Raw genomic sequence first — 23,041 nt, forward strand, 5'->3', positions numbered from 1 at the left:
TTAACTCGACATCGCACGTTCGACTTCATCGAGCGTAGTCAGACCCAATCGCACCTTGGCAAGACCATCATCGACCAAGTTCAAACCCAGCGCGTCGCGCGCCAGCGCTTCGTAGCCTTCGCCATCACGGATTGCAGCGGCTATGCGCTCATCGCTACGGAAACTCTCGGCGATCGTCAGGCGGCCTCGATACCCGTTCGCATCGCAAGACGGACATCCTTCTCCCGCGATCCAGATTCGTTCCCCGGCAGCTCCTCCTGTCAGCTGAGCCTCATGGGCGCTTGCCGGGCGAGCAGCGCGGCATTCCGGACATAGACGGCGAACGAGCCTTTGGGCCAACACGCCTCTAAAACACGCCGAAAGCTGGAACGGCTCAACGCCCATATCCAGCAATCGCGGCAGGGCTTTAGTTGCATCGATCGTATGCACGCTCGCAAGGACCAGGTGCCCCGTCAGCGCGGCTTGAACGGCGGCTTTGGCGGTCTCGGCGTCGCGAATTTCGCCTACGAAAATAACATCGGGGTCCTGGCGCAAAAACGAGCGGATGGAGCTGGCAAAGCCGACGCCTGCCTTCGCAGCAACTTGCACCTGGGTGACGTGATCGAAATGAAACTCGACCGGGTCTTCGACCGTCAGGATTTTCTTGCCCTGCCCGCGCATGCGTTCCAGCGCCGCATAGAGTGTCGTCGTTTTGCCGGAGCCCGTAGGGCCGGTGACCAGGAAAAGCCCATGCGGCCAATTGATCGCATCGTCGAGCAAATCGCGCTGTGGCTTGGAAAACCCGAGCGCCTCAAAATCTAACCGAACCTCTCCCCGATCCAGGATACGCAGAACGGCCGCCTCGCCATGAACGGAGGGAACGACGGACACGCGAATATCGACCTTTCGACCGCCAACCACGATCGTGGCCCGGCCATCTTGATCGACACGGCGCTCACCCAAATCAAGATCTGCGAGTACTTTGATACGGGCGATCACGGCTGTGGCGCTCTCGATGGGCTCGCGCGCCATAGTGTTGAGAACCCCATCGACCCGATAGCGCACTTCCAACTGATTTGAGCGCGGCTCAATGTGGACATCCGAGGCTCGCATCTCAACGGCTTCACCTAGCCATTTTGAAACGCGTCGCGCGACAGGTGCGTCCCGGTCAAACTCCAGGGCCTGGCGCATAGAGGTGCTGTCCTCTTCGTCGACAGCACTCCCCCATTCTTCGCTTTCAGCAAGACGATCAGAGCGCGCCCTGCGTTCGTCGCGGGCGCGGATGACACAGAGTTTCACGTCACGCTGCAAGGCAAATCGAAGCCCTGGAACGAGCCGCGGATTCAAAGGATCTACGGCTCCAACTTCAACGCAGGCATCACTCACCGCGAGCAGGACAGCACGGTTGGCTTCCAAGAACTTCAACGAAACCGATTGGGCGTCGGCATTGGCAAGAAGCTCCGGATCGATCACGAGCCGTGAAGGATGCAGACCGGTAATCGCGCAGAACGCGTCGCGCAAATCATCGTCATCAATCGCACCAAGACGATTGAGCGCCAGGACCAAAGGTTCACGCTTTTGCTGAGCCGTCCGCGAAGCGGCCTCCGCGGAATGCTCACGCACTCGCCCATGGCGCTCTAGCCAGGCCAGAACGGAGCCATAATCCGCGCCGGCCACGGGCTCGACATCGACGTGGCCAAGATGAGCAATATCCGGCCCACTCATGCCCATCCTCCCGAGTGCCAAAAAAGCTGTGGCGCAAAAACAGCCCCAAGGACCGCAGGCAGGGCGTAAACGGCCGTGAAGGGGATAGAGTTGAGCTTTAGCGCCGCCCCGACACCAGCAGCAAGCAAGCCTGCGACGACAAGAGATACGAGCGCCGAATAGGGCCCGAGCCAGGCCGCGGTCGCAGCAACAAAGACAATATCTCCGCCACCGAGCCCCACCACGCTACGGTCCCGGCGGAAGGCCGCACTGGCGCCCCAGAGCAGAATAGCCACGACAGCAACGCCCCCTGCGCTAATCAATCCGGCGCTCATTGAGGTCGTTGTCGCGGCGGCCAGGCCCAAAATGCCGAACCCCGCAGACGCCAGACGGGGGATACGACGCGCGCGTAGATCCGCATAGGCCGCAACCACAACGCCCCAAACAAAGACGCTCGGAACCAAGCCGTCGATCCCATTTGCGAGGATTAGTATTGTCGGCCAAACGGTCCCGGTTACCATTAAGCCCCATATGAGAGGTACATTCCACTGGGGCGGCGCGGCTATATAGGGCCTCAGCCGCCTGGTCGCGACGTAAGCGCCAGACATCAATGCAAGCCCAGCAAAAGTCACTGTGGCCGCAAGGTATATGTCCCCGCCAAGCTCGTTCATTCCGGAAAACGTATATCCGCGGCCTGACCGTCCCCACCAGGAGCCCCGTCGGCACCAAGCGAGACGACAAAAGGTGGGATATTGGGATCGCTGGAGAGTTCGATGACGAAATGATTGCCCCAGGGGTCCTCCAATGTCCTCGGTGAGCGCACGTAGGGTCCACTCCAACCGGTCACAGCATCCGGCGCCTGCCAGAGCGCGCTAACCCCCTCCTGCGGAGTTGGGTAGCGGCCCACATCAATCAGGAAATCGTCCATCGCCATGGCAAGCGTAGTGGCTTGGAGCTGTGCGGAGCGGGTCTGGCCATTATTGAAGCGCGATAACAATGCAGGCGTCACAGCCGCTGCCACCATGGCTAGGACTGCCAGTACGATTAGCAACTCCGATAAGGTATAACCGGCCTCACGCCGCGTGTTCTGATCTGCCATAAATACTACACGCAGCACGCGCCTCATCGGTTAGAGCTTCATGAAATCGCATATCGAGGATTTCCGCTGGTCGGTCGATCCGCCCGAGCATCAAAAACACCACGGTTACTGCCCGCGTGGCGCCCATCTCTTGTACGGTGACGGCCAGACGCGTGCCCGGCCCGATAGAGCTGTTGTAGTCCGGCGCGGCAGGGCGTATCCCCTCACCATTCCAACCGGAGAAGACGGTAAAGCGCTCGTGCAAGCACGGCGCGGCGAAACCGGGTTGGGGCAGGATGTCATCGACCAGGCGCAACTCAGCGCCCTCGGCTCGAAGAGTATCAATCTCGCCTCGCAAATCCGGCCAGACCGCCACCAAGCGATCTCCCGCGCCCGCTTCAAGCGCTGTGATGCTTGCCTGATTGAGATCGAGCTTGGCCGTTTCCGGAACGACCGAGACGAGGAAGCGGTGCTCATTCTCGCTCCATATTGCCGCTCCGGCGTCGAGTATGATCGTGCGGCGGCCGGGCGCGATGGCGAGTTCCGAGGCCACGCGCAGTGCAATGCCTTGCAGACGCAGATCCTCGACAACCTGGCGCTCTTCACGGGCTACCGAGCGCAGCTCATTGGCGGCCATCGCCACCAATGCGGTTGCGACAATAGCCAGCATGGCCGTCACAACGGTAACACCCGCCAAGATATAGCCGTTATCGCGGTCTCGCATCATTGCGCCTGCAACCGCGCCTCCAGCCGCGCAAGCGCGCCGGGAAGCGTCGTCATGACATCGCTAAGCTCATTGGGGTCAGCGATAATACGCGGCGTGAGCAAGACCAAGAGTTCAGTGCGATCTTCAGATTGGCTATCGGAGCGAAAGGCCCGCCCCAAAACCGGTACGTCGCGGAGGATTGGCACGCCGCTGGCCCCGCTGGTGCGGCGCGTAGAAATAAGGCCGCCCAGTGCCACCGCCTCACCGGACGGGATCAATAAGGTGGATGAGATGCGGCGCTGCGTAATGGTCGGGCTGTCGATGCCTGAGGATGTTGTCTGGGCAACGCCGGACACTTCCTGGCTGATCTCGATCTCAACCATACCCCCGGCGCGGATCTGCGGGCGCACAGTCAAAATAACCCCGGTATTGCGATAGGCGGTCTGATTGACCAGCGGTGCGTCGGGATTATCGATTGAAACGGCCGACTGCAGAACCACCGGTACCTGATCGCCGACCTGAAGCTCGGCCTGCTCATTGTGCAAGGCCAATACGCTGGGACGGGAGATGACCTCCAGCTCTGTCTCGGACGACAATGCCGTGATCGCAGCTTCGAGGTCGGTATTGAGATAGGTTGCGGACACACCGGGGAAACGCGCTTCCGGTGCGGCCGTCGCATTGTCGGACCATGCAATAGCAACATGCTCGTTGAGTATACCGGCCCAATTCACTCCAAAACTCATGGAATCGGTCAGTGTAGCCTCAACAATCGCAGCCTCGATCAGAACTTGCGGGCGCGGACGATCAAGTAGTTCAAGAAGCTCGGAGATCTCGGCGACGCGCTCCGGCTCGCCCCGCACCAGGATAATATTCTGGTTCGGTGCCGCTCCGATCTGGACATCGTCAAGAGCCGCGCTGGTCATTCCACCACCCGCGGGCGTGCGCCGTGACGGATCGCGATAGGTCTGATCCGGCGCGAAGCTTCCCGCCTGACCGAAGCCGCCAGCCCCGGCGCCATATTGCTGCACGCCCAGCAGTTGGTAGAGCGAAGACAACAGATCTTCAGGATCGGCATGTTGGACCGTGTAGACCAGCTGGCCCGAAGACGTCGCCATCGTCCGCGGCTCGTCCAGCCGCCCAATCCAGGTTTCCAGACGACGCAACAGTCCCGGCGAGGTCGCCATGACCACCAGAATGTTGAGACGGTCGATTGCGACGAACTCAACGCCGCCAGCGGCAACCCCAAGCAAGGGCCGCATCTCACCGATCAGCTCGCTTGGCGAAACGTGTTGCAGGGTAAAAAGCCCGGTAGAAACCTGGGCGAACCAGTCCACATCGACCATTGCCACGGCTTCAGAGACCGCCGACAAAACCGCAGCCTCGCCAGAGTAAATCAGCACCCGGCGACGATCATCCGCCAGAGCCAATCGTGCACCCGGCGCGAGGGCGACGACCATATTACCGATCTCACTGGCACTTGCATGATCGAGAGAGAACACAGCTACACCGGAGCCAGGCGGTGCCGGCTCGCCCGGGCGCAGCAATGCGACAGCTCCGTTCTGGCCGGCCCCTCCTCCACGGACAACGGCGATAAAATCGCCGCGGTCAATCAGGGTGACGCCGACAGCCGCAAGCGCATCGCGTAACTGCCGGATCACACCCGAGCGAGTCTCGATGTTGTTCATTCGCAAAGTGATCTGGCCGCGCACATCGTTGGCGACGGTAAAATCCAGCCCGAGTGCTTCACCGATAATCTGGTTTACGACCGCTTCAATCTCGGCATTGCGATAGGTGGCGCTAACGTGGTCGGCAAGCCGGTCCGGCCCGCGGCGCTGTGGCTGATCATCCGAGCGGATAAAATCGCCATTGCCATACGTAATCTCTGGTTCGGTTTGGGGCGGAACTGTTTGTGCGTTGGCCTGCGTCACGCCACCGGGCATAGCCAGCGCCATCACCGCCAAAACCATGCCACTCAGAATTCGATCAAAAGAGAATTTCAAGGCGTAGAACACGCGCGCCGCCACCATATCTGAGGGGCCAGACATCTTGCGCATCCGGTCCCCTCACACCACTCAAACGCGGCTGGTTTAGCCTGCGCACGCTAGGCGTAGCAGGGGTTCATGAAGCGAGCAAGGTGCGGATGAAGCGGGTTATGATGACCTCTAGGGAGGAGAGGCGGAGGACTCAGCTGACTGGCGCGCCTACTGCAAAAAAGTCGGAGCTCGCCCCTGCTCAATTGAAGAATAGCGTTATCGTAACGGTTGAAAAACCCAACCAATGCACCCGCTCCTACTCTCATCTCAGATCCCACACGCGAGAACGCTTTGCTAGCCCAATTTAGCTATTCCAAAATGGGACAATTATTCAAAAAAGAAAGAAAATAACGGGCAAACGTCTACACTCTATTCAACTCGTAAAAATCGGACCGCACACAATACTTATCCAGCTGGCGCCTTAGTTCACCAATATCACTCACACCGATTAAACGGTCTATATCCCTAAGAATCATTTTCTTCAAATTTTCATCCGACAATATTGTCTCCACAAGCCTCTCGCGACCGAGAGTCTTCGAAAGAATTGCGAATGCGACGAAACCTTGCAACCGCGCTGCATATAGCCAGTAACGGTTTCCAGGGTCCGCAATATATTCAAGTATAGCCTCCGGCCCGCATGATGCTATGCACTCTTCAAAACTATCCGAGGAACCATGCATTAGCTTTTCTAATATCGAAGATTTTCCAGGCGCGACGAATTCAGAAATCCGGCCTCCAATCAATTCTACCGGCATAGAGAACGAAAAATTACCAGGGTTATGCCAAGGAACCAGAAGGTCATGACCGTAGTTCGTCGCTAAGAAATCTGAAACGGTCGACCGTACACTCAACACGTCACAAACAAGTACAACAATATTGAAAGAGTGCTTCGAGTGCCGCCTCTGACGAAATTCGAATTCTACCCCTTTGCCTGTATCCCAAGAGATGGCATTTGAATCAATTTCATTTATCTGAGTCTTTTTCCACACATTCATTCCGAAACATGCGCCCCGTGCTCAACTTCAATTTCTACTCCTGCCCGCTCCAATATTATCCGAAGTGCATTACTCGAGAATGCGGCGTCAAGTCCATTCCCGGGCCCAACAACTCTCCCTCTATATCCCACCCCGTTTATTTCCTGTCCAATATCATTCAACACAGGGTTCGCTCCGCGCCCTCGAGCCACAACCTCAGCATCCAAGTGCACCTGACGAGCCACCAAGGGTATTACCCCCCTACGGGTCGACTTCACCTCCACCCCTATAAGATGCCCATCCGGTGCAGTTATCATGTAATCGTAAATTCGCAGCTGCCCGTTCACAACGGCATTCGTTCCTTGGAATGATGGAGAAAGCCCTGCCGCGGCATCTTGAGCCATAAAATACGCTACGGCCTCTTCGTGCTGCATATTGTTGATAATATACCAAGGAACTATAGTAACACCATGGGCAATATGACCAGTGGCCATATTCCCACTATTGGGTCGGCTGGCTGCGCCCTGGCTCCCCGCCCCTGGCCCCAATACATCATGTGAGGAGCCAGTATTAACTCGACCTCCACCTGCATTATCAGCTGCGGAGACATTTGCGCCCGTAAAAGCACCTGAGCGGCAACTCGCAGACACATTTCCCTTGATTCGAGAGCCACAAAGACCACTCGGATCAGTCGCATTCAGCGGATCATTCCCGACATACGCATACAAATTCCACTGATCCGCATACCCGATCGGGTCGACCTGCAGGAACCGCCCGAGATCCGCGTCATAGTAACGAGCTCGGTAATAATACAGTCCCGTCTCGGCGTCATAGCGGCGGCCGGTATAGCGGAACGGGTTCCCCGTCGCATTGCCGACCATTTCCACGCCGAAGGGCGTGTAGAAGAAGCGCTGCTGGATCGCGCCGGTATTGTCGGTGACGGCGAGAACATTGCCCAGACGGTCGGCGAAGTAATACAGCGTATTCGTGCCGGTCTCATTGGGCACACAGCCCGCCGATGTGCCGCAGTCGACCATCAGGATGCGTTGATCTACGCCCGCCCCCGGGATGTATCGGCGGAGCAGATTGCCCGCACTGTCATACTCCGCAATTTCCATCTCACCGGCATGCAGAAAATCCGTGCGCGTCAGGCCGGATGTGTTCGGTCCCGTTTCCTTGCGCACCCGCCGCGCCGCCGGCCCGTAGCCATAGCGCGCGACGACGCCGGTTCCGGTGAAGGTGGAGAGCTGGTTCTCGGCGGTATAGGTAAAGCTGCGCGCGCCGTCAGAGGTCAGATTACCATTGGCGTCATAACTCAGGGCCTGACCGGACACCGAGGTGTACTGGTCGAGATTATTGCGAGCATAGGTCTCATTGCCAAAGGCCACGCTTGAGGTCGCCGGCGACCACTCCCAGCTTGCCTGGTTGACGCTTTGCCCCGTCAGACGCCCGGAGCGGTCATAGGTGTAGTCAAAGCTGACATTGGTGTCGTTGGTGAAGGAGTAATCGATCCGGTCGATATCGCTGTCCACCTCATAGGCGAGGAACAGGAAACCCACGCCTTCCTGCTGGCGCACAGACAGCGAGTTGGCGTCAACGCGCCCTTGTTGATCGTAACGATACCACGCCAACAGATCGCCCCCATTGGAGCGGACATGGGTCAGCTGATTTAAAGTATTGTAGGTGTAGCTAACGAAATACCCATCCGGCCAGGTGATCCGGATCCGGTTGCCATTATTGTCATATTGATAGCTGACAGTGCGTGACACACCTTCCGGCGTCGTTTGGGTTTCACTCTCCAACCGCCCGGCAAAGTCGTAGGTGTAATCGAGCTGCCAATTGCCAGCACCATGTAGGTTCGGCGAGATGATTTGTTTGACCTCACCACTTTCGTAATAGGTGGTCGTGGTCACACCGTCCGGTGTGGTCTTGGTGGTTACCCGGTTGGACGCATCATGATCGAGATCGATCGCGTCCCCAGCCCGCGTCGTGCGAAGATCCAGATTTCTGTTGGCGTCATAGGTATAGCTTTCGCGATACCGGCTACTGTCGGCATTTCGGGGCAGATCCCAATGTGCGACGCGGCCATAGGCATCAAAGGACCAAATCGAGTCAAAATCGTCGCTGCTGGTTCCACCGGCATTATTGGGAATACCGAAGGCGGGATGAAGCACCCGCCGCTCGCCCAGCGCGTTATATTGGAAGGCCGCAGAATAGGCCTCATCGGCCGATCCGTAGGCTTCAATGATGTATGCCGTCAGACCGTCTGGCAGATAGGATGTCCGCGTTGTGCGGCCTTCCGGGTCGATTGCATCGCGCAGCTGACCGTTCAGGTCATACTCATAGCGCTGCGTATCCCCGGCTGGATCGATGATAGCGGAGAGCTGGCCCAAGCGGTCATATTGAGCTTCGGTCTCGATGAAATTGCCCGTCGGCGTCCCATCATCAGAAAGACCAGAGAAACGAAGTCGCCCGTTCGCGCCGTAGATGAAACGCGAATACTTCTGATAGGTCTGCCCGGGGTCACGGGTAATCCCGATTAGCCGGTTGAGGCTGTCGTATTCAGCCTCGGTCACATGATAGCGCGGGTTTGTGACCCGCTCGATATTGCCATGAATGTCCCAGACATAACTCCAGTTGAGCATCCGCGTCCCATCGATTGCTCCGCCTGTAGGAGCAACGGTGCGGCGGTGCCGGTAAGGCAGGTTTTCGCCCGGATTATAGAGCGTCTGGACAACCCGCTGTTCTCCAGTGGTCGCGTCCACAAGGGACCGGAACTCGGTCGGCAGCCCCATGGCGTTATAGGAGAGATCAATCTGCTCGCCTTCAGGTCCGCTATAGCTCACCACGCTGCCAAATGTCGGGTGATACCCAAACGTAGAGTTATTGCCACGGGCATCGGTGACCTGCGTTACCGCACGGGGCCAGAGCGGGTCGCCATAAACAAGCGTCGTTACAAGCGGTGCTCCGCTCGTTCCCGTGCGCGGATGGATGGTCTCGGTCTTGCGGTTGCCAAGACCGTCATAGGTGTAGCTGACACGTGATTCATAGACATCCGGCGTCGCGGCATACCCGGTCCGGCTTTCTAGCGTGCGGCCCCAACCATCATACTCGGTGACGCTGAGAACATCGCGCGCGGAAATGCTGCGCTCGGCGCGTCCATCAATGCGGAAATCAGTCACCGAGGCGTGGTCGAGCGCATCCTCTGAAATGGAATAGCGATCGGTGATGAAAAACTCACGCACTCCCCCCTCGACATCAGTGACGGAGCGGCCAATACGCGGCTGGCGATAGCGTACAAAGGCCGCCGCCGAGACCGGCGAGTATGCGACAGTCTGAAGACTTGTGAACTCGTAACCGTCCAGTGTCTCCCGGGTAGGGTCATTCGCCTCCGCCGGCACCAGGACTTCCGTCAAACACTCTCCGTTCAAGCCCAGTTCGACATAGGGCCCACAGTTTGCGAGCGTCGTATAGCGATAGGCCACAAGCGGGGTCGGATTAATCCCGCCGGTGTCAAAATGCACCCAACCTCCTCGGCCCCGTAAGGCCTGGGACTGGTCGGTGAGCGCCCGAATGTAGCGTCCGTCTTCATTCTCGACCTGAAGGATCTGATCCCAGGCCTGACCTTTACGGCGCCCCGGGGTTTCATCGGGAAGCGGCTCGCCTTCCAGGAGCAAGTCCGGATAGGTGATATCGAGGAAGGCCCCGGCCGTGTTGGTGATGCGCGCCAACTGCCCCGTGTACTGGCTCTCATATTCCAGCGTAATGGACACGCCATTGGTGAAGGTGGTGGTGTTGGCGTGTTGGGAGAAGTAATCAACCTGCTCCACCCGGCTGAACAGCGCAGCGCTGTACACCACAACACCGAAACAGGTCTGGGTATTATCCTCAGCCGTGAAAAGCAGATCGACGGTTGGTTCAATCTGGCTCGTGCACAAAGCGGCATTCGTGTTCTGGGCAAGCGAAGCCGTCGACTGAGGCGCCCACCACGCCGCGCCGGGCGCGCGCACGAAAGTCGCACCACCACCTGGAGCACTCAGCCCCACGGTATTGAAGGTAACCGCATCACGCCATCCCTGCCCCAGGCTTGCCATCGCGATATCACGATTGCTCGCGCTCCAGCTCTGGCTCGCCTCCAAACCAAGCAAAGTCGCCAAAGTATGCGCTGCCTCGTAAGGCCGCGCATCGCGAAGGGTGCCGAAGGCATCGCTCGACAGGGTCGCTGCATGTTGCCAGTTGTGGGACCATTGACCGGAGTCAGAGTTATAGTTCCGCTGAAAGCTGAGCGAGAACGGAAACTCGCCTTCGCCCGCAGAAATAAATACAGGCTCCTCCAGCGAGACCGACCCACTCTGGTTGTCAATGCCCAGGCCGCCATAAATCGGCAAACGGCCTTGAAGGGCTTCCTGTGTGATTTCAGGTTCAGCAATCTCCAAAGGCTCAGGGTCGGTCGGTGCCACCGGGACTTCCTCTCCCGATTGCGGGTTATTCAACTTGGTAACCCCGTCGACGAGGATATCGTCTCCCAGTTCTGGCAGAGACGCTGCCGCAGACGCAAATGGCATCCCCGTAGGCGCCGGCACGATGACCGCGGGATTGGTCGGATAGTCCAAGTTTCCAGAGAAGACCCAATAGCTATCGCCGCCGGCGGTAAGGCTGACCAGTTCAGCCTCTGCGTCAGCGGAGAGATCTGCGATAATCAGAGAAGAGCCGGCAGCGTTCGCCGATGTGATGTGATAAATCCGCTGATAGCCCGTGGGCAGCACCTTGCTAGCAAACGGTGTGGCGGTCGCAGCGCCGTTGTTCCACGCCTCAACAAAATCATCGCCGACATGCGTACGCTGAACTTGCCGCAAGGCTGCAGCCGCGACCGGCTCCGCCATTGCATCGATCGTATGCGCGAGTTGATCACCCGCTGCAGCCCCAAAACGTGACTGCGCCGAATAGGTAGCCGTTGCCGCTATCGCGCCTTCAAACCGAACACGGTGCCGGTTCCTGCGAACTTCATCCCAGTTGTTGTTCTCACCGTGGGCGATACCCATCAGGTGCTGTGCCTGGCCGGCCTCATCGTTGAGGTCAGCGGCAAGACCCAGCGTTTGATGGAACAACGCCGTCCAATGCCTCCAGGTCAGATCAGACTGAGCACCAGATTGTTCGACGTGATCGGCCGGGTTTTCCCGGTAGGGCCAGAACGATGGAACAGGAAGGTTGTTAGGCGTAATATCCTTATCCGCGTTGACCCGATAATCATCGCGACTTGCATAGTTGCGATGCGGGTTAGAGTTCACTGCCCGCTCATAGTTGGAGACCATTTCGCGGCGCGCGCCCCCAACCGCGAAGAAGATCTCCGCATAACGGTCCTGGCGCGGCATCTGAACAACGCGATTTGCAACATCTGCGTAGGCACCAGCCTGCGCCGCATAGGGCGCGTCATAGCTAAGGGTGATGTTGTAAGCGCTGGTCTCAGGGTTGGTCGGCACTGTCACCTCATTGCCGCAAGCCAGCAGGTAATCGTCATACTCAGCATACCCGGCCGAGTCCGCCGGTCGGGTCGCATCAAAATCCGAAATTGAGGTGTGACCCACATAAAGATACGGACGCATCTTGTTATCGCCACCAGCTACCGTACAGGTGCCTGCAGCCGTGCCGTAGGTCGTCTCAGCAACGGTGGTGCGGCCAAACGGGGTATTCACCCAACGCACGGTCATGCGCTCGCCATAGACCTCGTCAGCGAAGAACGTCTCGTTGATACCGTTGAATGCGACGGACAGCGTACCGCGATAAGCGTCAGGTACCTCGGTCCAGCTGCGTTGAGCGGTGTAGCTCGGAGCTATGGCATCAGAGCGCTCGTGCCAAGCCAGCTGACGCCGCCCCCCGATCACCTCATCCAGTCCGACACCATTCATGGCAGCGGTATCGAAATAAGATCGCAGCGACCCGGCACAACTATTGACCGAGCTTTCAATCGAAGCGGCACTTGTAGCGCTGTTATAGGTGATGCCGGACGCTGATCCGGTGGAGTAGCTCACCGCATGACTGGCCTCGCTGAAGCTACAATTAGCCTGAAGCGTCAGATCGATTTGATCGTAGAGCCAATGACTTTTGCGCGCGGGGTCGTAAGTCTGCGGGGTCCCGTCCACCGTCGCTTCAACCCAGGTATGCAGCAGCGACACCCCGGTCACAGACGCTGACCCAAGCGCCGCACAATTGGTTGACCCGTTGACCAAAGCCGGAATGCCGCCGTCAGCCAGATGCTGACAGACCGCTCCAGCACTCAGCTGGAAGGTTTGATTGGTCTCATTGACGTTGTAGGCCAGCCCCATCCAACGGCCGAATTCGTCAGCCGTCAGATTGATGGTGCCCATTGCATAGTTTGCCGAATGCCCACTCGACCGAAGCAGTTCGACCAAGAGCTGTGACTGGTCAAAAGCGGTACCCGCGCGATCCAGGAGCGCGCCGCTTCCGCCCTTCTGCAAACCAAAGAGCGGCACATACTCAACATTGTCGTGCACCCACTCAAACATCACCTGCGCATCACCGCGCAGCGCAAAGGCCAGCGCCTCAATGCGCGCATCATTACCCGGATGGGTCCAGTGCGATGAATGGGTCGTCCCGGTGCCGTAATAGTTCAGCGCTGAAACCGGCGAGACTAGGTCGCCGCTAAGCCGATTGGTCTCGACCTGAGCTGTGGCTTGCCCGACCAACAAACTTGCGGGCGCGAGAGCGGCCACCATAGCCGCAGCGGAAAACGTGTTAGAAAACTTCACTGTACTACTCCGCCTTAATTGCCCGGCTGATTGTCGCGACACCAACCTGCAAGGCTGGAGACAGCGTTCCCATCGGCGGCGATGCGATTAACGATCAGCGCGCGTTCGGACGCGATCACGGCATGCGTGGCTTCGGGCTGCATACCAGTGGCTACCGCGCGGCTAGACAGCTCAGCCCCCCAGGCATCCCGCGCAGCCAGATAAGGTTCACGCGCGCTGCCTTCAGCGAGCCCCGCTTCGCGAGACAACGCCCACCCACATTCGGCAGCTTCTTCCAAAGACCCGGCCGGTGCGGCCGTTTGAAGAGCGGCGATCAGTGCAAACACAGAAACAGACATCATGATTTCCCTCGCCGCCTTTAGAGCGGCATCCCTGGATTAACGATGACCGAGATCGTGGCGGTATCGGTGCCGCCGTTTCCGTCGCTAATCGTGTAGGTAAACGTGTGGGTGCCGCTGGTGAAGCCGAACGGCGTATATCGAATGAAATTGCCGATGATCTGGACAGTTCCATACAGCGTGCTCGACACGCTGGTGATCGTCAGAGGATCGCCATCAGGGTCAGAATCATTGATGAGGACGTAGATATCTTCGGCGACGCCAGCATCGGCATGAGTTGTGTCATTGACCGCATCAGGCGGTGAATTTCCGTCGGCAACATCGGTCACGGATACAGCTACCGATCTGTCGGCGCTCAGCGCACCATCGGACACCCGCAAGGTGACGTCATAGATGTTATTGCCGCCGGCATCCGTGGGCGCTTCAAAATCCGGCGCCGCAACGAAGCTCAACACGCCCGAGCTCGTGTTGATGGCAAACGCTGCTTGATCAGCGCCCCCAACAATGGAGAAGGTCAGCGGGTCACTCTGCGCATCCGTCGCTGTCGCTATATAGCTTGTGACGGTTTGGTTCTCGTTGATCGACGCTGTTGTGCCGGAGGTCCAGCTTGGCGCGGTATTATTGTCGCTCAGGTCATCGGTAACAGTGATTGCAACTGCCCGGTCCGCCGTTAGCGCCCCATCGCTGGCGCGGAGCGTCACGTCATAGACATTGTTGCCGTCACTATCGCCTGGCGCCTCAAAGTTGGGTGCGCTCAGGAAGCTCAACACACCAGATGTGGAATTGACCGTGAACAGCGCCTGGTCCAACCCGCCGGCGATCGAATAGCTAACCGGCGCACTCTCAGGGTCCGTAGCCGTCGCCGTATACCCAGTCGGCGTCTGATTTTCGACAACGCTTGCTGCCGTGCCTGACGTCCAGACCGGCGCCTGATTGGCTCCTCCACATCCAGCGGCCGTTACATTACGGCTCGTCCTGTTGCCTTGGAGGTCGTAGTTGAACACCACCTGCGAGCAGTCGGTGTAGGTAACGCTCTTTAATCGCCCTCGGTCATCATAGACATACGTCTGCGCTTGGGCTGGCACACCACAAACTGCCGCAAACGCGAAGGCGCTCACGCCCGCCGCAAAACACGATTTCAAGAACATAAATGACTCACGATTCATCCCAGGCCGGGACAATCTAAGAGAGACAATTACCACTCAAGTGAATATTTGTATTTTCCACAACCTTTGAATTTTCTGGAGCAACTTATTGCTTGGGGTAACCACAAATCAAATCGGACTAAGCGTAGAAGCCGCTTAGAGCCCGGTTGGGGGACTCCAAATAGGCTCTGGTGGTCAGGCTGCGGGAATAGCGAGCCTAAGATATCTGCTCAGCCAGAATTTCGTTGGTCCTTTGCAGAGCCTTAGCCACCGGATCGTCGGACAAATGGGCGTATCGAGCTGTCGTCGACGGCGATGTATGCCCCAGTAGTTTGCCGACAATTTCTAAAGATGCTCCCGAGGACACCGTAATGCTGGCGAACGTATGCCGGAGATCATGGATGCGAACCCCGTCGAGGTCAGCCAGCCCTCTCACTTTCAACCAATTTTTGGTCAGCCCTTGGTAGTGTCGGGTTCCACGAGCAGCTGGGAAAACGAACTCGCTTCGGCCATGTTTTGGCCAGTCGCTCAAGAGCTCAGCCGCTGGCACACTCAACTTGATCTCCCTGCGACCTGTCTTGGAATCACGCTTGAGAAGAACTCTACGTTCCAGATCGACCTCATCCCAGCGCAGTTTTTCAACCTCTCCGCGCCGAGCTCCAGTCATCAACAAAAGTCGGATTATCATTACCGAGCTGGGATGTATTTCATGCGCTGCGGAGTGTGAAAGAATCTTTCCCAGATTATTGAGCTCGACCGTTGTCAGAAAGCGCTCACGCTTTTCCTCTCGGAATTTTTCTATCCCTACACATGGATTAGAACCGCGCTCACGCAGTCCCCATTTCTCTGCCAGCGAGAACATTTTCGAAACCAACGAGACAACGCGATTCGCTTTGTAGGGCGTACTAGAAAGTGCCCCGTGGATCCGAGCGACATCCTGGAATGTGATATCGACAATTTTCGTCTGACCAAGCTTTGGGAGTAACACGCGCTCGATCATCCTTCGGTCTTCGACGACCGAGGCAGGCTTCTTCTTAAGGCTTGCGTGCTCGTTAAGATATCGCTCCGCCAATCGAGCAAATGTCTCGGCGTTCGATTGTTCGCGTCCGTCTAGTGGGTCCTTGCAAGCAGCTGCGTCTGCCAGCATTTTCAAGGCCTCGGCACGTGCACCATCCACAGTCCAAGGAGACCCATGCATTCCGATGCTGATTTTCCGCTGCTTCGCTCCGCGACCCCGACCAACCCGACACCTCACCCAATAGTGTTTTGCACCACTTGGGGCCACTCGCACACCGAACCCCCGGAGCGCATCATCCCAAACGAAATATGCCGTATCTCTAGGCTTCAGTTTATCGATTGCTTGTTTGCCTAGCTTCACAGAATCACCTTTCGTGGTCGCACCATGGGCGCACATTTATGCCAAGCCCATACAATCAGAGCCAATTCGGAACATCAAGAAACGACCTAACTCTCTGTTTTGACATAACACAGCAATAGGCAGCAACCTCAAGGCAACTCAAATCGTCTGATTTGTAATCAGGGGGTCGGGGGTTCGAGTCCCTCAGCCGGCACCACCCTTCGCGCAGGAGGGCCGCCTTGTCTGGCGGAGACATGGGAGACATCCAGATGAGCGCAATCGCAGACAATCCGAGCATCGTCATCGCCGGCGCCGGCAGTATCGGCTGTTATGTCGGCGGGCGCCTGATAGAGGCCGGGCGCCGGGTGAAATTCCTCGGCCGGGACCGGATCAAGGCAGAGCTGGCCGAACATGGGCTTCATCTGACCCGGTTCGATGATGCCAACACCACGCTTCCCGCCACGGCCATCGAAATGTCGAGCGCTGCGGAGATCCTGGCCGGGGCCGATATCATCCTTGTCGCCGTCAAAAGCGGCAATACGGCCGAAATCGCTGCCGCCATCGCCGACCACGCGCCGAAGCATGCCGTTATTGTCAGCCTGCAGAACGGCGTCAGCAATGCAGACACGCTCAGCCAAGGAGTGGATGGGCGCCCGGTTGTCGCCGGCATGGTGCCGTTCAATGTTGCCGCCCTTGGCGGGGGCCGCTTCCATCAGGGCACGTCCGGCACGCTGATGATCGCCGCGGGTATACCCGGCCTTCTCGAGGCCCTGGCCTGCGACAGGCTCGACATCGCCGAGAGCGATGACATGCCTGCGGTCATGTGGGGCAAGCTCCTGATCAATCTCAACAACGCCCTCAACGCCCTGTCCGGGCTGCCGCTCAAAGCGCAGCTGGAGACCGCCGGCTGGCGCCGCCTGATGGCCGATCAGATTGCCGAAGCCATAGCGCTCTTGAAGGCGGCCGGTATCAAACCCCGACCGGCCACGCCACTGCCGCCGGGACTGATCCCGGCCGTTTTGCGTCTGCCCACTCCGGTGTTCAAAATCGTCGCCGCGCAGATGATCAAGATCGATCCGCTGGCACGCTCCTCAATGTGGGAAGATCTCGACAAGCGTCGCTCAACGGAGATCGACGAGCTGCAGGGCGCCGTTCTGGAACTGGCGCATAAACTCGGCCTGCAGGCGCCGATCTGCGCCCGGGTGGCGGAGCTGGTGAAGGCGGCCGATGCCGCAAAAGCCGGGTCGCCGGAATTGAGCGTGGAAGAGATACGGGCGGGGCTCTAGCCACCCCTCTCCTCACGCGGTGTCTTGCCGGTCAGGGATTTGAAGACGCGGTTGAAGGTTGATTTGGAGCTGAAACCGCATTCGAAGGCGATCTGCAGGATGGAGAGATCGGTGTCGCGCAGCAGGCGGCGCGCGCGTTCTACGCGGAAACGGTTGATATAGGTGCTGAAGTTGACGCCGGAGGCGTCATTGATCAGACCGGAGAGCCGCGTCCGGTTGGTGGCCAGATGGCGGGCCAGGCGGGCGACGGACAGGTCCGGGTCGGCGAACAGTTCCTCATCCGCAATCAAGGCACTGACCGTCTCAAGGCTGAGCCCGGGCCGGGCCGTCTTGCGTTGCGCGGGCGTCTCAGGCGGGGGATCGGGGGGCTCACCAGCCACACGGATTTTGGCCGTCGGACGATCCGCAATCAGAGCCTGGGAAGCGATCCAGACCAGCATGGCGCATAACAGCAGGCCGAACAGAAGCTGGGACAGGCTGGCGGCCTGCGCGCGCGGCAGCAGAGCCGTGAGGGCAAACCAGGCCAGATTCAGCAGATTGAGCGCTGCGACCGGCAATACTGTGAGCAGAGTGACCGCCCGGCGATTGTCAGAAAACAACTGCTCGTATTGGCTCGCATGACGCAGCGCCAGGGCGAGCGCGAAAACCGATCCGAAGAAGATGGCGGCCTGGCCGGCGAGGACAAAGCCGAACTCCTGCTCCCCGGATATACCCTCGCCGAGTAGCAGGACCAGCTTGGCCAGCGCCTCGACCACCGGCAGGACAAAGACGAGATAGGCCCAGCGTGGCGGCTGATCGATTAGGCTGGCCAGGGCGAACACGGTCAATAAGGCTGCCGGCAGGGTTTCACTCGCCGCAACCGCCCGCAACAACCACTCCAGTCCCACCGGACCTGCGGTCGGAGCAAGGAATTTGGCCAGCGTGTAAAGCGCAACGCTGGAGGCCAGCAGGCCCGCCAGAACCGTCTCGCGCCGCCCGCCAGCACGCAGCACGGCATATCCGGCCACGATCAGGATCTGGACCGAAAGCAGGGCCAGGAAGGTCTGAAAGGAAAATTCCATGAACCGATTACGACTGATCCGGCGCCCGCGCGCAACGGGGCGGAGTGTGTTCCCGGGCCAAACGCCCGGGCCAAGCGACAACGTCAAAGCGCGCTGGCCATTACGCCCCTAGCCGCGCTTCTCAGCCTCTTCGTCCCAAATCCGCAAAATGTGAGTTTGGGACCTAAAGGCGCGCAGCCCCGGGCCCACCGCCGCAATCATCCCGTGCATGCGCTCTCACGCCTCATTAACCACGTCGCTTTAGAGCGGCGACACAACCATTTGCCCGCACACGAGTTTCAAGGGGACTGAGATGATGAAACGCGCCTGCTTTACGACCCCGCTTCTGGTCGCCGCAGCGAGCGCGGCGCTGAGCCCGGCCAGCGCGCTGGCACTGACTGGCGATGATGTCGACTGGATATTGAACATGCGCCTGCGTGGCGAGAGCGTCGATCAGCAAGGCGTCGCCAATGAGGCAGAGGCGCTGACCCTGCGCACCCGGTTCGGCGTCCAGGCCGGTCTTGGCGAGGGGTTCAAGTTTCTCATCGAGGGTGAGAATATCACCCACCTGGTCGACGACTTTAACGATACCATCAACGGTTTGGCGGGCTATCCGGTCGTCGCCGACCCGGAATCCACCGAGCTCAACCGGCTGCAGCTCTCCTTTGATGGCGGCGAAGGCTTTGCCACCACGATTGGCCGCCAGCGCGTCATCCGCGGCGATGCCCGCTATATCGGCAATGTCGGCTTCCGGCAGAATGAGCAGACCTTCGACGCGGCGGCCTTCAATTTCGTGCCGGCTGACAATGTGACCGTCTCCTACACCTATTTCGACCGCGTCCACCGCATCTTCGGTGATGATCACCCGGCCGGCGAGTTCGATCTTGACGCCCATGCGCTCTGGGCCAGCTATACCGCCGGTCCGGGCACGCTGTCCGGCTTTGCCATTCTGGCTGATGTCGAGGATGCGGCGGGGCTGTCTTCGAGCACCTGGGGGGTGAATTACACCGGTCAGGCGGGCGGCGATGGTGCGCCGGTCTGGCGCTATATGGTCGAGTATGCGGAACAGAGCGACTATGCCGACAACCCGGCCAGTTTCGACCTCAACATGATCCGCGCCGAGCTCGGTATGACAATCAACCGTTTCAATGCCCGTGCCGGTGTCGAACAGCTCGAGGGTAATGGTGCGCGTGGTTTCTCCACCCCGTTTGCGACCCTGCACAAATTCCAGGGCTGGGCCGACGCCTTTCTGGTCACACCCGCCGACGGAATCCGCGATATCTATCTGCGCGGCGGCTACAGCTTTGCCGACGCCCCGTTCGGCGAAAGCCTCAGCGCGGCCCTCGTGCTGCATGATTTTGAAGCGGAAAACAGCGGTGGCGATCTGGGGACGGAAATCGATGCCGTCATCAGCTCCCGCCTCAACGCCAATGTGGCGCTGGAGTTCAAGGCTGCCTTCTTCAATGGCGGCGATGCCGGCCCGGCCGATCGCGACAAGCTGTGGATCGGTCTGACTTATAATCGCTAGGCGATCCGGTCACAGAGAACGAGCTGGGGGAGGTGCTGAGCGCCTCCCCTTTTTCGTCACCCTACCCGTCAGCCACCACCATGAAGGGCGCCCACAAGGCCGGATGGGCATAGAAGTCGAAAGGATGGTCATCGCGCAGGCGGCGCATAGCCTGTTGCAGGGACTGGGCCCGCGACAGCCCGTCTTCCTCGATACCGGCGACCAATGCCGGGATCAGCTCGGCGGTCGCGCTGGCCTCGGCAGGCCAGTTGGACACCAGCAGGCTGCGGGCACCGGAGTAGAAGAAGGCCTTGGCCAGACCGGACAGCGCTTCTGCCCCGGGCGAGCCGTCGGCCGCAGCGGTGTTGCAGGCGGCCAGGATGACCAGGTCGGCATCGAGGTCGAGGCCGACCACCTCGCTGGCGCGAAGCAAACCGTCATCCGCCTCAGTCGGCGTCAGCACGATGGCCGGCTCGTCCAGACCGTCGATCTCGTCATTGATCAGGGCATGGGTGGCAAAGGCCACCGACCGGTAATCGGCCAGCACGCGTTCCCGACTGAGCGCCGCGAGCGTCGCCTCAATTGCTTCGGGACCGAGATAGATGTCCTCATCGGACAACCCCAAAGTGGCCTGAACGTCTTGCAGCAGGACGCCGGTTTGCGGCAGGGCCGGCAGGCCCTCGACGCTGAGGGCGCCGGAGGCGTTGGCAAACTGGAAGAAGACTTCATCAGCGCTCGGTGCCGCCGCCGAGACCGTCTCATAACCGGCCAGAACCGGATTGCCGAAACCGATCAGCTTGCGGCGCCCGGCCGCGCCCGGCGCCTCGTCCCGGCGCAGGGCGACAAGGCTGGAAACGGCCGGCAGGCGCGAGATAGCGAATTCGTCCGCCAGCCAACGGGCCTCGCGGTAACGGGCAAACCCGTCTGCGCCCGCCTCCGGCAACGCCGAGACCAGGACATGCAAGGGCACGGTCTGCAGCGGCCCGTCGGCGACAACAAGAAGCCGGCGAGCATCACCGAGATATGGGCGCAGGGGATCAAACAGACCGTCATGCAGGGCCTTGGCCGCCTCCAGATCAAAGGGCTGGGTTTCCAGGTCCGCAGTGCTCAGCTGGTAATCGCTGCCCGGATCCAGCGCCAGTCCTGCACGAACCGCCCCGACCTGCTGCGCCAGCTCGTCCGACGTGACCAGGATGGGCTGGGCCGCTGCCCCATCCGGCGTCACCACAAACGCCATCATGGCCTCTTGATTGAGAACCTGGGCATAGAGGATCACCGCCTCGTCCGGCGCCAGCACCTGCTGGACCGCCTCGACGCTGGCCGACCGGTTGACGGCAATGTCAGCCAGGTCAATATCCGCCGCGGCCAGGGCATTATTGGCCCTTGTATAAGCGGCCAGTGAATTGGCGACATTGGCTTCAGCGGCTTCGATCGCGGACCGGTCCGCAGCTCCGGCCTCTTCCGTGAGTAAAGACGCGAGCACCGCCTCCGCGGCCTCCAGCTCGGCACGGGCTGTGGTCGATGCGTCAACCAGCTGGCGCAATTGCGGATCATCGACCGTCAACGCCGCTGTCGAGGCACGCAGGGCATCACCGGCCGAGGAGAAGATGAAAGCCTGGGCCAGCGAAAAGGCCGGGCCGACCGAGGTCCGGTCCGTATTGGCGATGTCTCCGGCCCGGATCAGTTGCGCGGTGATCGTCATCGACATCTGTGCAAGAAAACTCGAACTTGTCGGATTGCTCAGATCGGCCGGGGAGATACCATCCTGTTCAAAGCGGGCGGCATAGGCTTCCAAGCGCTCACGGCTTGCAGCGAGGATGTCGCCGCGGAGCGGGGCCGCGAGTGTACCGGCCGCCTCTCCACGCATGACAGCCAGATTGAACAGGGGTGTCAGCGTGTTGGGGTGGCTTGGCCCCAGCGTGCGCGCCTGCGCCTCATAGGCCCGCTCGAAGGCCTGTTGCGCCTCTCCATAGCGGCCATCATCAGTCATCAGCGCAGCGAGATTATTGAGTGGGTAGAGCGTATTGGGATGATCGGGTCCCAGCAGGCGTTCATTCGTCGCTAAGGCGCGGCGAAACAGCGGCTCGGCTTCGTTGGGGCGCTGCAGATTGACATAGAGAGCCGCAAGATTATTGGCGATCATCAATGACTGGGGATTATCCGGCCCGGCCACACGGTCCGATAATTCCAGCGCCCAGACCATAAGCGGCTCGGCCTCATCGAGCCGGTCTGTTGCCGCATAGATTGTCGCCAGATTAACCGTCGGCGCTATGGCATAGGCGTCATCGGGTCCGAAGAGGCGCGCATTGGTTTCGATGGCCTGCTGCAAAACCGGCTCGGCCTCACCATATCGACCCGTGGTGTAGAGCAGAACGCCAAGATTGGTCAGCCCACCGATCATCGCAACACTCTCGGAGCCGAAGCGTGCCTCAACACGGACGAGAACGTCGCGGTAAATCGCTTCCGCCTCATCATAGCGGGCGAGGCTGTAGAACAGCGTCGCCACCAGCGTCATTGCTTCCAGCGTGTCGGGGTGATCGCGGCCAGTCCGGCGCTCAAGGCTTTGCACCAGCCTTTGGCGCAGCAGTAGCGCCTCGGCATTTTGCTGCAGCGCCTCATGCATTTCCGCCATCGCCGTCACCGTATCCAGCGTGATTGGATGGTCCACCCCTAGCCGGATTTCATGCAACTCAAGGACGGACTCATAAATCGAGATTGCCTGATCGGTTTGACCCACCGCTACATTAACCTGACGGAGCAGGCCCACGGCGTAGAGCATTGTCGGATCGGTCGGCCCCTGACTACGGAGATAGGAAGCCGCCGCTTCGCTCACCAGCGGCAGCGCTTCTCGGGACCGGCCAAGCGCGTGATAAATGGCGCCGAGGTTCAACCGCGCCTCGACCGTGGCCGGATGCGCTGCGCCGAGCGTTTCGATCTGGGTTTGCAGCACCTGCTCACCCAGGGCGACCGCTTCCTCCGCACGCCCGGCCTGGAACAGTTGGACGACCTGCGCATTGCCAGCGCGTGGCACCTTCTGAGCAATGGCTTCGGCTGTTCCAGAGGACAGGCAGGCGATGAAGAAAGTCAGGCAGATCAGCCGGAACATGAAGGGACTCCAGAACGGTGT

Annotated in this window: 14 protein-coding genes and 1 pseudogene; 2 read left to right on the forward strand and 13 right to left on the reverse strand. The window is 59.6% G+C overall.

Annotated elements, in window-relative coordinates:
- The 11 genes and pseudogenes from Q1V57_RS12395 to Q1V57_RS15960 all read right to left on the reverse strand — a co-directional run.
- Complete coding sequence (locus tag Q1V57_RS12395) at positions 1–1,545, reverse strand: GspE/PulE family protein (protein WP_300531286.1); 1,545 nt, start codon at positions 1,543–1,545, stop codon at positions 1–3.
- 155 nt (positions 1,546–1,700) lie between these two features.
- A complete protein-coding gene (locus Q1V57_RS15955; RefSeq protein ID WP_366145153.1) occupies positions 1,701–2,354 on the reverse strand; it encodes a prepilin peptidase in 654 nt (217 codons plus the stop codon).
- Entirely contained in the window at positions 2,351–2,809 is a 459-nt protein-coding gene (gspG, locus tag Q1V57_RS12400; protein ID WP_366145154.1) for a type II secretion system major pseudopilin GspG, read from the reverse strand. The genes Q1V57_RS15955 and gspG overlap by 4 nt, the downstream gene beginning before the upstream one ends.
- Positions 2,757–3,488 carry a hypothetical protein gene (locus Q1V57_RS12405; protein ID WP_300531292.1) on the reverse strand — a complete coding sequence of 244 codons (732 nt, stop codon included), beginning with the start codon at positions 3,486–3,488 and terminating at the stop codon, positions 2,757–2,759. Before Q1V57_RS12405 ends, gspG begins: the two co-directional genes overlap by 53 nt.
- A complete protein-coding gene (locus Q1V57_RS12410; RefSeq protein WP_300531294.1) occupies positions 3,485–5,512 on the reverse strand; it encodes a secretin N-terminal domain-containing protein in 2,028 nt (675 codons plus the stop codon). The genes Q1V57_RS12405 and Q1V57_RS12410 overlap by 4 nt, the downstream gene beginning before the upstream one ends.
- Before the next feature lie 350 nt (positions 5,513–5,862).
- Positions 5,863–6,495: a hypothetical protein gene (locus tag Q1V57_RS12415; RefSeq protein WP_300531296.1), complete on the reverse strand. Its 633-nt coding sequence runs from the start codon at positions 6,493–6,495 to the stop codon at positions 5,863–5,865.
- A complete protein-coding gene (locus tag Q1V57_RS12420) occupies positions 6,492–13,241 on the reverse strand; it encodes an RHS repeat-associated core domain-containing protein (RefSeq protein WP_300531299.1) in 6,750 nt (2,249 codons plus the stop codon). The genes Q1V57_RS12415 and Q1V57_RS12420 overlap by 4 nt, the downstream gene beginning before the upstream one ends.
- A gap of 14 nt (positions 13,242–13,255) precedes the next feature.
- Positions 13,256–13,582, reverse strand: a complete 327-nt coding sequence (locus tag Q1V57_RS12425; RefSeq protein WP_300531301.1) for a hypothetical protein — start codon at positions 13,580–13,582, stop codon at positions 13,256–13,258.
- A gap of 17 nt (positions 13,583–13,599) precedes the next feature.
- Positions 13,600–14,727 carry an Ig-like domain-containing protein gene (locus Q1V57_RS12430; protein WP_300531304.1) on the reverse strand — a complete coding sequence of 376 codons (1,128 nt, stop codon included), beginning with the start codon at positions 14,725–14,727 and terminating at the stop codon, positions 13,600–13,602.
- A gap of 214 nt (positions 14,728–14,941) precedes the next feature.
- Positions 14,942–15,724 (reverse strand): site-specific integrase, encoded by a 783-nt coding sequence (locus Q1V57_RS12435; RefSeq protein WP_300531306.1) that lies wholly within the window; start codon positions 15,722–15,724, stop codon positions 14,942–14,944.
- Between the two features lie 108 nt (positions 15,725–15,832).
- Positions 15,833–16,138 (reverse strand): annotated as a pseudogene (locus Q1V57_RS15960) (Arm DNA-binding domain-containing protein); the annotation flags it as partial.
- 212 nt (positions 16,139–16,350) lie between these two features.
- Here Q1V57_RS15960 and Q1V57_RS12440 point away from each other — a divergent pair.
- Positions 16,351–17,367: a 2-dehydropantoate 2-reductase gene (locus Q1V57_RS12440; RefSeq protein ID WP_300531308.1), complete on the forward strand. Its 1,017-nt coding sequence runs from the start codon at positions 16,351–16,353 to the stop codon at positions 17,365–17,367.
- On the opposite strand, the gene Q1V57_RS12445 is transcribed toward Q1V57_RS12440, so the two are convergent.
- A complete protein-coding gene (locus Q1V57_RS12445) occupies positions 17,364–18,428 on the reverse strand; it encodes a helix-turn-helix transcriptional regulator (RefSeq protein ID WP_300531311.1) in 1,065 nt (354 codons plus the stop codon). The genes Q1V57_RS12440 and Q1V57_RS12445 overlap by 4 nt on opposite strands.
- A gap of 292 nt (positions 18,429–18,720) precedes the next feature.
- On the opposite strand from Q1V57_RS12445, the gene Q1V57_RS12450 reads away from it, so the two are divergent.
- A complete protein-coding gene (locus tag Q1V57_RS12450; RefSeq protein ID WP_300531314.1) occupies positions 18,721–19,935 on the forward strand; it encodes a hypothetical protein in 1,215 nt (404 codons plus the stop codon).
- A 61-nt stretch (positions 19,936–19,996) separates the two neighbouring features.
- On the opposite strand, the gene Q1V57_RS12455 is transcribed toward Q1V57_RS12450, so the two are convergent.
- A complete protein-coding gene (locus tag Q1V57_RS12455; protein ID WP_300531349.1) occupies positions 19,997–23,020 on the reverse strand; it encodes a CHAT domain-containing protein in 3,024 nt (1,007 codons plus the stop codon).
- Positions 23,021–23,041 lie beyond the last annotated feature (21 nt).

The organism is Maricaulis sp., assembly GCF_030149425.1.
Classification (GTDB): Bacteria; Pseudomonadota; Alphaproteobacteria; order Caulobacterales; family Maricaulaceae; genus Maricaulis.